Below are 11301 nucleotides of genomic sequence, written 5' to 3' on the forward strand. Positions count from 1 at the left end.
GCGGCGGCGCTCGACGAGATCAACGCCACCGTCTCGCAGATGGACGAGATGACCCAGAAGAACGCCGCGCTGGTCGAGGAAACCACCGCCGCGGCGCAGTCGCTTGCCAACCAGGCGACGGACCTGCGCTCGCTGGTCAGCTTCTTCAAGTTGGACGCCGCGGCCTTCGCGGCGGCCCCCGCCGTCCATCATGGCGGGGCATCCCAGGCTCTGCGGCGCAGCATCGCCCCGACCAAGCCGGCCCCCGCCAAGCCGGTCGCGCGCAAGGCGGCGCCGGCGGCCCGTCCGGCCGCCGCGGGAAAAGCGGCCTCGGCCACCCTGCAGCGCGCTTCCGCCGATGAGGATGACTGGAAGGAGTTCTGACCGGAGGCGCTAAAAAAGCGTGCGATGGAAAGGGCGGCGCGGACGTTTGTCAGGGTAGGCCATCACACCGGCCTCATTCACCAACCGGGAGTGACGAACCCATGACCGCGCGCCGCCTCATCCCCGTGAGTCTCATGGTGCCTCTGCTCCTCGCCGGAGCCTTGTGGGCGGTGCCGGCGGGTGCCGCCGACACGCCGCCCCCGCCCGGCGCCACACCACCGGTTCCCGGCACGCCCGGCACGCCGGGCGAACAAGCCCGCCAGGGGGTGGAGCTGCTGATGAAGGCCCTGGAGGGGTGGGTGCGGCAGGTGCCGATGTTCGCTCCCCCCGAAGTCACGCCGGAGGGCGACATCGTCATCCGCCGGCTCGACCGGTCCCGTCCGACACCACGCAATCCGGCACCGGCCGAACCTGCGCCGCCGAAGGCCGAACCCCCGGTGCCGAACGCGCCGACCGACCTTTAGGGCGAAGGCAGAGCCCGATACAGTTTGTCACGCAGCGTGCCGGCGTGGTCGGCAGAGCGCCGTGAACTGCCGGAACAGGCTTAACGCTTCCTTAATTCATAGTTAATGGCGGGTTAACGACCTTTTGCGGGCCGAACGGAGGCCGCATGGGCCGTGCTGCGTGACGCCCTGTATCGGGCTTCCGGCGTTCCCCGTCAGCCGGCGTGCCAGGGACCGCCTGTGCGGGCGAAGCCCTCCACCTGATCGCGCAGTTTCTGGATTTGCGACGGGGTGAGGGTGAGGCCGAGCCGCGCGGCGAAGGCGGCGGCGAGGGCGCCGCGTGTCGGGCGCTCCCCCCGCTCCGACAGGGCGCGGTACAGCTCGAACGCCGCGGCGTAGCGCTGCAGGGCCTCCGGACGGCGGCGCAGCTGGGCCGCCTGCGGGGTGGCGGCGGCCTCCAGATGGGCTTCAAGGCGGCGCAGGGCGTCCGCCGCCGACAGGGCGGGAAGGGGAACGGGCGGTTCCGGTTCCCGCTCGGGCCGGCCGATGGCGGCCTTGGCGCGGTGCCGCCGCTGGCGCAGCCGGTCCTCGTTGCGCAGCCGCTCCGCATAGGCGGGATCGCTGCGCCGCCGCTCGGTGCGGGAGCGGTTGGCGCGGGCGTTGCGTTCCTCCCGGTCCGCACGGCTCTGCGGATCGCTGAGAAGGAAGGCGAGCTCCTCCGCGGTCAGGCGCAGAGAGTCGGTGTCGGTATCAGTGTCGTTTTCGGCAGCCATGCCGAAAGCAACGTTTCAGGCGCCGTGATCGATCCATACCACCAAAGAAGGTCACAGAAGGGGGCGCCTCAGGCCGCGTGGTGCATCTCCCGACCGTCCGGGCAGGGGCCGGTTTCCACCTGGACCGTGGCGTGGCCGATGCCGAAACGCCCGCGCAGGGTCTCGACCAGATCGCGCAGCACCGCATCCCGGTCGGTTCCCGGAGGCACCACGGCGTGCATGGTCAGCAGCGGCCGCTCCGCCGTCAGGGACCAGACATGGACGTGATGGATGTCGGTGACCGCCGGCACCGCCTCGTGCAGGGCGCTGCGCAGTTCGTCCACGTCGATGCCGACCGGCGTGCCCTCCACCAGGATGTGGGCGCTCTGCCGCACCACCTCCCAGGCGCCGCGCAGGATCAGCAGGGCGACCAGCACCGACAGGATGGGGTCGATGGGCGTCCAGCCGGTCGCCAGGATGATGCCCGCCGCAACGACCGCCGCCACCGAGCCGAGCAGGTCGCCCAGGACATGCAGGGCGGCCCCGCGGACGTTCAGGTTCTCCCGGTCGCCGCGGTGGAGGATGTAGAAACCGGCGAGGTTGCCGAGCCCACCCAGCACCGCCACCGCCATCATGGCGCCGCCCAGGACCGGCTGGGGCTCCATCAGCCGCTCCGCCGCCTCCCACAGGATCCAGGCGGAGAGCAGGAACAGGCTGAGTCCGTTGACGAAGGCGGCGAGGACCTGGAGCCGGTGGTAGCCGAAGCTGCGCCGCCGGTCGGACGGGCGCCGCCCCAGCCGGAAGGCCAGCCAAGCCAGCGCCAGCGCCGCTGCGTCGGTCAGCATGTGCCCGGCGTCGGCCAGCAGGGCGAGCGACCCGGAGAGGACGCCGCCCACCACCTCCACCACCATCAGGGTGGCGGTCATCAGCAGGACCAGCAGGATCCGCCGCTCGCTGTCCGCCGTCACCGTCGCGGTGTGGGAATGCCCATGGCCATGCCCGTGCCCATGATCGTGGTCATGACCATCATCATGGTCATGATGCTCGTGATCATGGTGATGGGCGCCATGGCCCTGCGGTCCCTGCGTCACTGGCCTGCCCCCTCGCGGTTATGCTTGGAATAGGACGACGGCGTCAGGATAGGACCGATGCTGCGCCGCCGCCACGGCGTTTCCGGTCACGGCGATTTCGCTGTCCATCGCAACGGCGCCTCGTGCTAGAGAATGCCCCCGACACGAGACGTCACCCATTTCACAGCAGACGGGACCCGGCCGGCCATGACCCCCAGGCAAGCCCTCCAGCAGCGCCTCGCCGCCCTGGACGCGCATCTCCGCGCGGAAAACCCGAACCTTCTCCCGGTCATTCCGACCTTCCGCAATTTCGACCGGGTTCTGGTCCGGCTGGGCCTGCTGGGGCCGCACGAGTCGCTGACGACGCGCATCCCCTGGTGGCCGATGATCGCGGTGCTGGGCACCTTCTCCGCAGGCAAGTCCACCTTTCTCAACGGCTATCTCGGCGCGCCGCTGCAGAACACCGGCAACCAAGCGGTGGACGACAAGTTCACGGTGATCTGCCACGGGCCGGAGACCCGGCGGGAGGCACTGCCGGGCACAGCGCTGAACGCCGACCCGCGCTTTCCCTTCTACCGGATCGCCGACGAGATCGAGAAGGTCGCGGCGGGCGAGGGCAAGCGCATCGACAACTACCTGCAGCTCAAGACGCTGTCCGGCGACCGGGCGCGCGGCAAGATCTTCATCGACTCGCCGGGCTTCGACGCCGACGACCAGCGCCGCTCGGTCCTGCGGCTGGTCGACCACATCGTCGAGCTGTCCGACCTCGTGCTGGTCTTCTTCGACGGGCGCCACCCGGAGCCGGGGGCGATGCAGGACACGCTGAAGCACCTGGTGTCGAAGACGGTGGACCGCGCCGACGCGCGCAAGGTCTGCTACATCCTGAACCAGATCGACACGACGGCGAAGGAAGACAATCTGGAGGCGGTGTTCGGCGCGTGGCAGCGCGCCATCGCCCAGGCCGGGCTGGTGTCGGGCCGCTTCTACGCGCTCTACGACAGCAAGTCGGCGGTCGCCATCGCCGACGACGCTGTGCGCGCCCGGTACGAGGCGCGGCGCGACTCCGACCTCGCCGAACTCCAGGTGCGCATCAACGAGGTGGAGGTCGCCCGCGCCTACCGCATCGTCGGCATGATCGACAGCCTCGTGAAGGAGCTGAAGGGCGAGATCGTCCCGCAGCTTGCCGCGGCGATGAAGCGCTGGCGCAAGCTGGTGCTGATCGGAGACGCGGTGTGGCTGGCCCTGCTGGCCGTGCTGTTCGGCGGGATCGCCAGCCTCGCCGGCGGCGACACGGTGTCGGCCTTCCTGACCTGGCTGACCCAGTCGCAGCCGGCTTGGGCCGGCGGCCTGCCGGTCGGGGTGCTGGTGGCGCTGGTGGTGCTGGCCGGCCTGTTCGGCGCCGGTCATTTCTGGCTGCGCTCCTTCATGGCCCGCCGCGTCGCCCGCAGCCTGCCGGAGCGCTACGGCGACGTGGACCTGAACCTTCAGCAGGGCTTCCTGCGCAACACCCGCTTCTTCCGTTCGATCTTCCGCAAGAAGCCGGTGGGCTGGAGCGGCGGGGCCGAGAAGCGCATCTTCTCCATCCGCGAAGCGGTGGCGGAGCATGTCCAGCGCATCAACGACCTGTTCACCGACCCCGCCGGGCGGCGCAACCGCGCTCCGGCGGAGTGAGCGGGCGCCCGCCGAAGAGGGAAGGTGGCTGGCCCGTCTCCGGGCAGCACCTGATTCTCTCCCGTTCGCTGGCGGCGGCGGCGGCGATCCTGGCCGCCTTCAACGCCGGATTGAAGACGCTGAAGGATGGCGGCGCCATCGAGGAGATCCTGCGCCGCCATCTGTCCGCCGCTCCATGAGGCGTTTGCCGTCGAAGGGGGCAGAACACGCCGAATGGACGTAATGTTTGCGCCATGCGGCATTGCCAGCGCGACGCAAAGTGCTATAAACGCGCGGACTCGATCTTGGAAAAGGGGCGTGGCCCGTGGCCATCGACGCTTCCGTTCTGGTCCTGAACGGACCGAACCTGAACATGCTGGGCGTGCGCGAACCGCACATTTATGGCTCCATGACGCTCGACGACCTGGAAGGCGCGTGCCAGGAACGCGCCGAACAGCTCGGGCTGGCCATCGACTTCCGGCAGTCGAACCACGAGGGCGAACTCGTTTCCTGGATTCAGCAGGCGCGGACGGAGCATGACGGCATCGTCATCAACGCCGGCGCCTACAGCCACACCTCCGTCGCCATCATGGACGCGCTGATCCTGTCCGAGCTGCCGATCGTCGAGGTGCATCTCTCCAACATCTACAAGCGTGAGGCCATCCGCCACCACTCGCACATTTCCGCGGTGGCCAAGGGGATGATCTGCGGCTTCGGCCCGCACGGGTATCTGCTGGCGCTGGACGCCATGGCGAATATCCTCGAGCGCGACTAAGGAACACGGGAAAAACGAACACCATGGCAAGCTTCGACATCGATGGCGATCTGGTCCGCAAGCTCGCGGATCTCCTGCGTGAGACGGGCTTGAGCGAGATCGAGTTTGCCGAGGGCGAGAAGCGGATCCGCGTCACCCGCCCGACGGCCGCCCAGACGGTGGCCGTGCACGCTCCGGTCGCCGCTCCCGCTCCGGTCGCGGCCCCGGCCGCCGCCCCGGCGGGCAAGCCCGTCAGCCACCCCGGCGCCGTCACCTCGCCGATGGTCGGCACGGCCTACGCCGCGGCCGAGCCGGGCGGCACGCCCTTCGTGCGCGTCGGCGACACGGTGAAGGCCGGCCAGACCGTCCTCATCATCGAGGCGATGAAGGTCATGAACCCCATCAAGGCCCCGCGGGGCGGCACGGTTGTCGAGGTCCTGGTCTCCGACAGCCAGCCGGTGGAGTTCGGCGAAGTCCTTATGATCATCGAGTGAGCGGGGATCATCCCTTGGCGATGTTCGAGAAGGTCCTGATCGCGAACCGCGGTGAGATTGCTCTGCGCATCCACCGCGCCTGCCGCGAAATGGGCATCCAGACCGTGGCGGTGCATTCCACCGCCGATGCCGACGCCATGCACGTCCGCCTCGCGGACGAGAGCGTGTGCATCGGCCCCGCGTCGGCCCGCGAAAGCTACCTGAACATTCCGGCGATCCTGTCGGCGGCGTCGATCACCGGGGCGGACGCGATCCATCCCGGCATCGGCTTCCTGTCGGAGAACGCCCAGTTCGCGGAGATGGTGGAGGAGCACGGCTTCACCTTCATCGGCCCGACCGCGGAGCACATCCGCATCATGGGCGACAAGGTCACCGCGAAGAAGACGGTGATGGAGCAGGGGCTGCCCGTGGTCCCGGGCTCCGACGGCCCGGTGCCGACGCTGGAGGAGGCGGAGAAGATCGGCCGTGAGACCGGCTATCCGATCCTCATCAAGGCGGCGGCGGGCGGCGGCGGCAAGGGCATGAAGGTCGCCCGCAACCCCGACCAGCTCAAGGAAGCTTACCAGCTCGCCCGTGGCGAGGCGCGCGCCGCCTTCGGCAACGACGAGGTCTACATCGAGAAGTATCTCGGCAAGCCCCGGCACATCGAGATCCAGCTTCTCGGCGACGAGCATGGCAATTGCGTGCATTTCGGCGAGCGCGACTGCTCCGTGCAGCGCCGCCACCAGAAGGTCATCGAGGAAGCCCCGTCGCCGGCCCTGAACGCCGAGCAGCGCGCCTTCATCGGCGATCTGGCGGCCAAGACGGCGGCGGCCATCGGTTACCGCGGCGTCGGCACGATGGAGTTCCTGTTCGAGGACGGGCAGTTCTACTTCATCGAGATGAACACCCGCCTGCAGGTCGAGCACACGATCACCGAGATGATCACCGGCATCGATCTGGTGCGCGAGCAGATCCGCGTGGCGACCGGCGCCCCGCTCGGCTACGGCCAGGCGGACATCCGGTTCCAGGGCCACTCGATCGAGTGCCGCGTGAACGCGGAGCATCCGGAGACCTTCATCCCGTCGCCGGGGAAGATCGACGGCTACCACGCGCCGGGCGGTCTGGGCGTGCGCGTCGACTCGGCGCTCTACGACGGCTACCGCATCCCGCCGCATTACGACAGCCTGATCGCCAAGCTGGTCGTCCACGGCACCACCCGCAACGAGTGCCTGATGCGGCTGCGCCGGACGATCGAGGAGTATGTGATCGGCGGCGTCGACACCACGCTGCCCCTGCACCAGCGCATCATCGCGCAGCAGGCTTTCATCGACGGCAACTACGACATCCATTGGCTCGAACAGCTGATGGGCATGAAGAAGTAAACGGCAGAACGGTTCAAAGAAAAGAGCCCTTCTTCCCGGTGGGGAGGAAGGGCTCTTTTCGTTCGTGTGGGTGTCGAATTCTCGGGTGACAAGGTCTTCACGGATTTCACGGATCCAGGCACGGATTTCACGGATTTATATACTCGTGCTCAGCGCGTGCCCGTTGGATCGGCGGGGGCTGGGCAAGCCCGAAGAAATCCGTGCCGTCCGTGCTTAAATCCGCGAAGACCCTGTTGTCATCCAAGAATCCCCCGTCACGGCGCCGCGGTCAGAAGCGCGTCGCGGCGGCAGCGGTCGACCACCTTGGCGCCGCAGGGCATGAAGGACAGATCCTTGTTCAGGCACAGCCGCACCTCGGCCACGTCGCGCTTGGAGCAGATCAGCGCCACCGATTCCGGCTCAAGTCCCGGATTGGCCTGGACGAACAGGCGCTCCACCTGGGTCGCGGGGATCGACAGGTCGGACTTCGGGGCCTGGAGCGCCTCGGGGACCTTCACCTTGGCGAAGGCCTTGCGGACCTGCGCGAAATAGTCGGTGACGGGCAGGCCGCTGCAGGTGCCGTGCTTCGTCCACTGATGCACGATCAGCCCGACGCTGGGCATCACCGGCATGGTGGCGTCCACAACGGCGCGGGGGACCGTGCGGTCGCGGGTGCAGGTGGCCGGGTAGCCGCCGTTGCTGTACTGCGGCCACAGGCCGTGGACGATGAAGCCGAACTTTCGCTCCACCCCGCACTGGTCGGGGTCGGCGTCGCCCTGATTCTTGGCGCAGTGGGTGGGCGACCAGGACAGGCTGAGCACATAGTAATCGAAGGTGCCGGGCTCCGCCTTGCGCTGCGCCCATGACGCGCCGGTCATCGAGAGAAACGCAACCAAAGCTATGGTGATGGCTGGCAGAGCCGTCTTCATAATGGAGTCCCTCCTGTGAACGCTTCCTTCCGTTGCATACCATGGTGGGAGCCACCTGTCGCGCGGAAGTGGTGCGCTGAGATAACGTTGCTGGGGTGAGGGGGCAAACGGCTATAGTGTCCGCGATGATCGAACTGTCCGCATCGTTGCTTCTGCGCGCCTACGCCGCCGGCATTTTCCCGATGGCGGAGAACGCCGACTCCGAGGAGCTGTACTGGTTCGATCCGGAGCGGCGCGGCGTCCTGCCGCTGGAGGGCTTCCACGTCCCGCGCAAACTGCGCAAGACCGTGCGGCGCGGCCCATTCGAGCTGCGTTTCGACACGGCCTTCCGCGCGGTGATCGAAGCTTGCGCGGAATCGACGCCGGACCGCCCGAAGACCTGGATCAACGGCGACATCCTGCGGCTCTACACCGAACTGCACGAGCGTGGCTGCGCCCACAGCGTGGAATGCTGGAGCGGGAGCCAACTCGTCGGTGGTCTGTATGGCGTCGCGTTGGGCGGCGCCTTCTTCGGGGAAAGCATGTTCAGCCGCGTCACCGACGCCAGCAAGGTGGCGCTGGTGCATCTGGTCGCCCGGCTGCGGGCGGCGGGCTACACGCTGCTGGACGCGCAATTCGTGACGGAGCATCTGAGCCAGTTCGGCGCCATGGAAATCCCGCGCTCCGAGTACCGCCGTCGGCTGGCCGCCGCCCTGGCGGTGCCGACGGACTTCGGCGGCGTGGACCAGGGCACGGCCATCGCGGCGTTGCTGGGCACGGAGGGGTGAAGGCGAGGCGCTGGGCTTGCCTCAGTCCCCCTCGCAGGACAGGACCCAGACGTCGTAGATCGGGTGCTCCATCGCCGACAGGGCGGGGCTGGAGGCGAACATCCAGCCGCTGAACACCGGCTCGGCCTGCTCGCCGGGCTTGTTCTCGATCACTTCCAGAAAGGCGGCGGTTTCCGGCGGCTCGATCGGCGGGTTCTCCTTGCAGGCGCGCAGCGTGATGCGCAGGCTGCCGAGCGTCTTGGTCTCGCCGACCGCGATGGTGAAGGTGGAGGTGCGGGCGGTGATCTTGTCCAGCCCCTGAAGCTTGGCGGCGGGGCGGCTGACCATCTCCTCCGGCACCGGGGCGGCGCCGGCCGGGCTGGTCAGGCTCAGGGCCGGAAGGCAGAGCAGCGCGGCCGCCAGGGCCGCGCCGCGAATGCGTTTGCCAACGATCGGGCCGATGAGGCTTTTCGGAGTCGTCGTCACTTGGATCGTCGTCACTGGGGATCGCTTCCGTGATGTCGAACGGCGTGGGCCGAAACCCGACAGCCTTCTAGCCCGGAAGCGTCTCCCCGTCTACTCCGTGCCGGCTTTACTGGGTGATGCTGCCGCTGGGGCGGGCGCCGCCGTAGGGAGCGTTGGTGGACGGACCGGCGGTGCCCTCCTTCTCCTCGACCTTCTGGGTGGCGGTGCCGCCCGCGGCACCCGCAGCGCCACCGACCACCGCGCCGACCGGCCCGCCGATCACGGCGCCCGCCGCCGCTCCGCCCAGAGCGCCGCTGGCGGCCTTCTCCTCGGTGTTGACGCCGCAGGCGGCGGCGAGCAGGGCGAGGCCGAGAACCAGGAAACGGGCTTTCATCGCTGATCTCCTTTGTGATGGGGCTGGCGTGATGAGTCTCGCGTGATCGGTGTGCCGTGTTGGGTCTGCGGAAGGAAACGGCAGCGTGGCCGCGGCTGTTCCGATGGGGTTTGGGAAAAAGTGGATGGCGCAAACGAAAAAAGGGGCCGTGAGGCCCCTTCGTTCGACGTCTTTGTATGCGGCGTTTACAGCTTGGGCGGTTCGCCGCCCTCCTGGCCGGGCTTGCTCATGTTCTGCAGCGAGAAGATGACCTGACCCAGGAGCTGTTCGATGCCGGGGGTGCTCTGCGTGTACTCGACGCGGCCGTCCGGCTTGAGCATGTCCTCTTCGCCGCCCGGTTCCAGCGACAGGAACTTGCCGCCCAGCAGGCTTTCCGAGGCGATGACCGCCGCGGTGTCCTTGGGCAGCTTGATGTCCGGGTGGATCGACATGTGCACGACCGCCTGATAGCTCTTCGGGTCGAGCGTCAGTTCGGTGACCGACCCCACCTTCACGCCGCTGATCCGCACGTCCGCACCGCTCTGCAGGCCGGAGATGCTGGTGAAATTGGCGGTGAGGGCGTAGCCGTTCACCTTGCGCAAATCGGCGCTGGTGTAGGCGAAAGCCAGAAAAAAGCCGGCCACGGCGAGGACGACCCCGCCGAGCACGGTTTCAATCACATTGCGGCGCATGAGGAATTCCTAAGGGACCGCGCGGGCGTCTCAGCCCGGAGTCCAGGGTTCGTAATCGCCGGTGGCGCGCACGCGCTGCCCGCCCGCATACTGATGCCCGGGCGGCCGGTAGGCCTGGAGCGAGCCGGACAGGTTCGGGAGATGCTCCTTCTGCCACGGCTTGTGGAAGGCGCTGTTGCCTTCCGGCAGCGGCTCCTTGGTGGTGTGGTGGAGCCAGGAGTGCCATTCCGGCGGCACCTTGGAGGCATCCGGCTCCCCGGCATAGATCACCCAGCGGCGTTCCTTGACGCCGGCGATCGCGCTCGGGGCGCGGTAATAGGTGTTGCCGAAGCGGTCGGTGCCGACCTTGTTGCCCCGGCGCCAGGTGACGAACCGGATGTGGATGTTCGCCATCCAGGTGATCAGGGAGATTTTCTCGCTCATCGTCGCTCGCGGTCGGTAAGCCATTCGGCCGGACGGGCTGGCCGGTTAAACGCGGGCGGCACTATGACACCCCCGGCCACGCTCGTCCACTGACTCCGCAACGTCTTTTCCCGCCTGACGGATTTGCCGTCAGGCGATGCGCCGGTCGGTCAGCAGCAGACGCAGCGCGAAGCCCAGGAACAGCACCCCCGCGACGCCGTCCAGCACCGCCCGCACCCGCGCGCTCGACAGGGCGCGCCGCGCGGCACCGGCGCTGAGCGCCGCGACCCCCAGCAGGTAGAGGCCGCCGATGACGCCGAGGATCGCGCCGAGCAGGAAGATCTGCAGCGCGACGTGGCCGAGCGCCGGTGCGACGAATTGCGGCACGAAGGCGAGATAGAACAGGATGACCTTCGGATTCAGCAGATTGGTCAGCAGCGCCTGGAGGAAGACGCGGTGCGCCGGGGCCGACTCGGGCTTGGCGGTCGCCTCCTCCGCGCCGCCGCGGCGGCCGAAGCCGCTCCGCAGGGCGCTCCACAGCGCCCGCCCGCCGATCCAGCCCAGATAGGCGCCGCCGGCGTAGCGCAGCACGTCGAACAGGGCCGGGGAGGCGGCGACCAGCGCCGAGATGCCGGCGGCGGCGAGCAGCGCGTGGATCAGGTTCCCCACGGTGATGCCGGCGGTGGCGACCACCCCGGCGTTGCGCCCTTCCATCACGCTGCGCGACAGGACCAGCAGCGAATCCGGTCCCGGCGCCAGCGTCAGGACCAGCGCCGCGACGAGGTAAAGCTGAAGCAGATGCGGGTCGAGCGGCAGGGCCATGGG

The 11301-nt window shown here is 68.5% G+C and carries 15 protein-coding genes and 1 pseudogene; 8 read left to right on the forward strand and 8 right to left on the reverse strand.

Annotated features, from left to right (window positions below; genetic code table 11):
• A pseudogene (locus tag H0B54_RS25025) lies at positions 1 to 363 on the forward strand (methyl-accepting chemotaxis protein); the annotation flags it as partial.
• 134 nt (positions 364 to 497) lie between these two features.
• A complete protein-coding gene (locus H0B54_RS25030) occupies positions 498 to 827 on the forward strand; it encodes a hypothetical protein (protein WP_188262582.1) in 330 nt (109 codons plus the stop codon).
• Positions 828 to 1021: 194 nt separating this feature from the next.
• Here H0B54_RS25030 and H0B54_RS25035 read toward each other — a convergent pair whose 3' ends face one another.
• Positions 1022 to 1579, reverse strand: a complete 558-nt coding sequence (locus tag H0B54_RS25035; RefSeq protein ID WP_188262583.1) for a hypothetical protein — start codon at positions 1577 to 1579, stop codon at positions 1022 to 1024.
• A gap of 68 nt (positions 1580 to 1647) precedes the next feature.
• Positions 1648 to 2649: a cation diffusion facilitator family transporter gene (locus tag H0B54_RS25040; RefSeq protein ID WP_188262584.1), complete on the reverse strand. Its 1002-nt coding sequence runs from the start codon at positions 2647 to 2649 to the stop codon at positions 1648 to 1650.
• Between the two features lie 186 nt (positions 2650 to 2835).
• Between H0B54_RS25040 and H0B54_RS25045 the strand changes: the two genes are divergently transcribed.
• The 5 genes from H0B54_RS25045 to accC all read left to right on the forward strand — a co-directional run bounded on the left by H0B54_RS25045 (position 2836) and on the right by accC (position 6890).
• Positions 2836 to 4299 carry a dynamin family protein gene (locus tag H0B54_RS25045; protein ID WP_188262585.1) on the forward strand — a complete coding sequence of 488 codons (1464 nt, stop codon included), beginning with the start codon at positions 2836 to 2838 and terminating at the stop codon, positions 4297 to 4299.
• A complete protein-coding gene (locus H0B54_RS25050; protein WP_188262586.1) occupies positions 4296 to 4478 on the forward strand; it encodes a hypothetical protein in 183 nt (60 codons plus the stop codon). Before H0B54_RS25045 ends, H0B54_RS25050 begins: the two co-directional genes overlap by 4 nt.
• Before the next feature lie 125 nt (positions 4479 to 4603).
• Positions 4604 to 5053, forward strand: coding sequence for a type II 3-dehydroquinate dehydratase (gene aroQ / locus H0B54_RS25055; RefSeq protein WP_014241158.1), 450 nt, complete (start codon positions 4604 to 4606; stop codon positions 5051 to 5053).
• 23 nt (positions 5054 to 5076) lie between these two features.
• Positions 5077 to 5526, forward strand: coding sequence for an acetyl-CoA carboxylase biotin carboxyl carrier protein (gene accB, locus H0B54_RS25060; protein ID WP_094307045.1), 450 nt, complete (start codon positions 5077 to 5079; stop codon positions 5524 to 5526).
• A gap of 20 nt (positions 5527 to 5546) precedes the next feature.
• Positions 5547 to 6890: an acetyl-CoA carboxylase biotin carboxylase subunit gene (accC, locus tag H0B54_RS25065; RefSeq protein ID WP_014241156.1), complete on the forward strand. Its 1344-nt coding sequence runs from the start codon at positions 5547 to 5549 to the stop codon at positions 6888 to 6890.
• A 254-nt stretch (positions 6891 to 7144) separates the two neighbouring features.
• Here the strand turns inward: accC and H0B54_RS25070 are convergent, their stop codons facing one another.
• Positions 7145 to 7798: a ribonuclease T2 family protein gene (locus H0B54_RS25070; RefSeq protein WP_188262587.1), complete on the reverse strand. Its 654-nt coding sequence runs from the start codon at positions 7796 to 7798 to the stop codon at positions 7145 to 7147.
• Between the two features lie 125 nt (positions 7799 to 7923).
• On the opposite strand from H0B54_RS25070, the gene aat reads away from it, so the two are divergent.
• Positions 7924 to 8565 carry a leucyl/phenylalanyl-tRNA--protein transferase gene (gene aat, locus H0B54_RS25075; protein WP_188262588.1) on the forward strand — a complete coding sequence of 214 codons (642 nt, stop codon included), beginning with the start codon at positions 7924 to 7926 and terminating at the stop codon, positions 8563 to 8565.
• Positions 8566 to 8586: 21 nt separating this feature from the next.
• Here aat and H0B54_RS25080 read toward each other — a convergent pair whose 3' ends face one another.
• The 5 genes from H0B54_RS25080 to H0B54_RS25100 form a co-directional block, all read right to left on the reverse strand.
• Positions 8587 to 9045 (reverse strand): DUF2155 domain-containing protein, encoded by a 459-nt coding sequence (locus H0B54_RS25080; protein WP_343069031.1) that lies wholly within the window; start codon positions 9043 to 9045, stop codon positions 8587 to 8589.
• A gap of 91 nt (positions 9046 to 9136) precedes the next feature.
• Positions 9137 to 9403, reverse strand: coding sequence for a hypothetical protein (locus tag H0B54_RS25085; RefSeq protein ID WP_094307048.1), 267 nt, complete (start codon positions 9401 to 9403; stop codon positions 9137 to 9139).
• A 185-nt stretch (positions 9404 to 9588) separates the two neighbouring features.
• On the reverse strand, positions 9589 to 10074 hold the full coding sequence (gene mlaD, locus H0B54_RS25090; protein ID WP_014241151.1) for an outer membrane lipid asymmetry maintenance protein MlaD: 486 nt from the start codon (positions 10072 to 10074) through the stop codon (positions 9589 to 9591).
• Positions 10075 to 10104: 30 nt separating this feature from the next.
• Positions 10105 to 10497, reverse strand: coding sequence for an NADH:ubiquinone oxidoreductase subunit NDUFA12 (locus tag H0B54_RS25095; protein ID WP_014241150.1), 393 nt, complete (start codon positions 10495 to 10497; stop codon positions 10105 to 10107).
• Between the two features lie 129 nt (positions 10498 to 10626).
• Positions 10627 to 11298 (reverse strand): LysE family translocator, encoded by a 672-nt coding sequence (locus H0B54_RS25100; RefSeq protein WP_188262589.1) that lies wholly within the window; start codon positions 11296 to 11298, stop codon positions 10627 to 10629.
• Positions 11299 to 11301 lie beyond the last annotated feature (3 nt).

The organism is Azospirillum tabaci (assembly GCF_014596085.1).
GTDB lineage: Bacteria > Pseudomonadota > Alphaproteobacteria > Azospirillales > Azospirillaceae > Azospirillum > Azospirillum tabaci.

Coding starts and splice junctions, on each gene's coding strand:
- H0B54_RS25030 (WP_188262582.1), top strand. CDS start 498: ATGGTGCCTCTGCTCCTCGCCGGAGCCTTGTGGGCGGTGCCGGCGGGT.
- H0B54_RS25035 (WP_188262583.1), bottom strand. CDS start 1,579: ATGGCTGCCGAAAACGACACTGATACCGACACCGACTCTCTGCGCCTG.
- H0B54_RS25045 (WP_188262585.1), top strand. CDS start 2,836: ATGACCCCCAGGCAAGCCCTCCAGCAGCGCCTCGCCGCCCTGGACGCG.
- accB (WP_094307045.1), top strand. CDS start 5,077: ATGGCAAGCTTCGACATCGATGGCGATCTGGTCCGCAAGCTCGCGGAT.
- accC (WP_014241156.1), top strand. CDS start 5,547: ATGTTCGAGAAGGTCCTGATCGCGAACCGCGGTGAGATTGCTCTGCGC.
- H0B54_RS25070 (WP_188262587.1), bottom strand. CDS start 7,798: ATGAAGACGGCTCTGCCAGCCATCACCATAGCTTTGGTTGCGTTTCTC.
- aat (WP_188262588.1), top strand. CDS start 7,924: ATGATCGAACTGTCCGCATCGTTGCTTCTGCGCGCCTACGCCGCCGGC.
- H0B54_RS25085 (WP_094307048.1), bottom strand. CDS start 9,403: ATGAAAGCCCGTTTCCTGGTTCTCGGCCTCGCCCTGCTCGCCGCCGCC.
- mlaD (WP_014241151.1), bottom strand. CDS start 10,074: ATGCGCCGCAATGTGATTGAAACCGTGCTCGGCGGGGTCGTCCTCGCC.
- H0B54_RS25095 (WP_014241150.1), bottom strand. CDS start 10,497: ATGAGCGAGAAAATCTCCCTGATCACCTGGATGGCGAACATCCACATC.
- H0B54_RS25100 (WP_188262589.1), bottom strand. CDS start 11,298: ATGGCCCTGCCGCTCGACCCGCATCTGCTTCAGCTTTACCTCGTCGCG.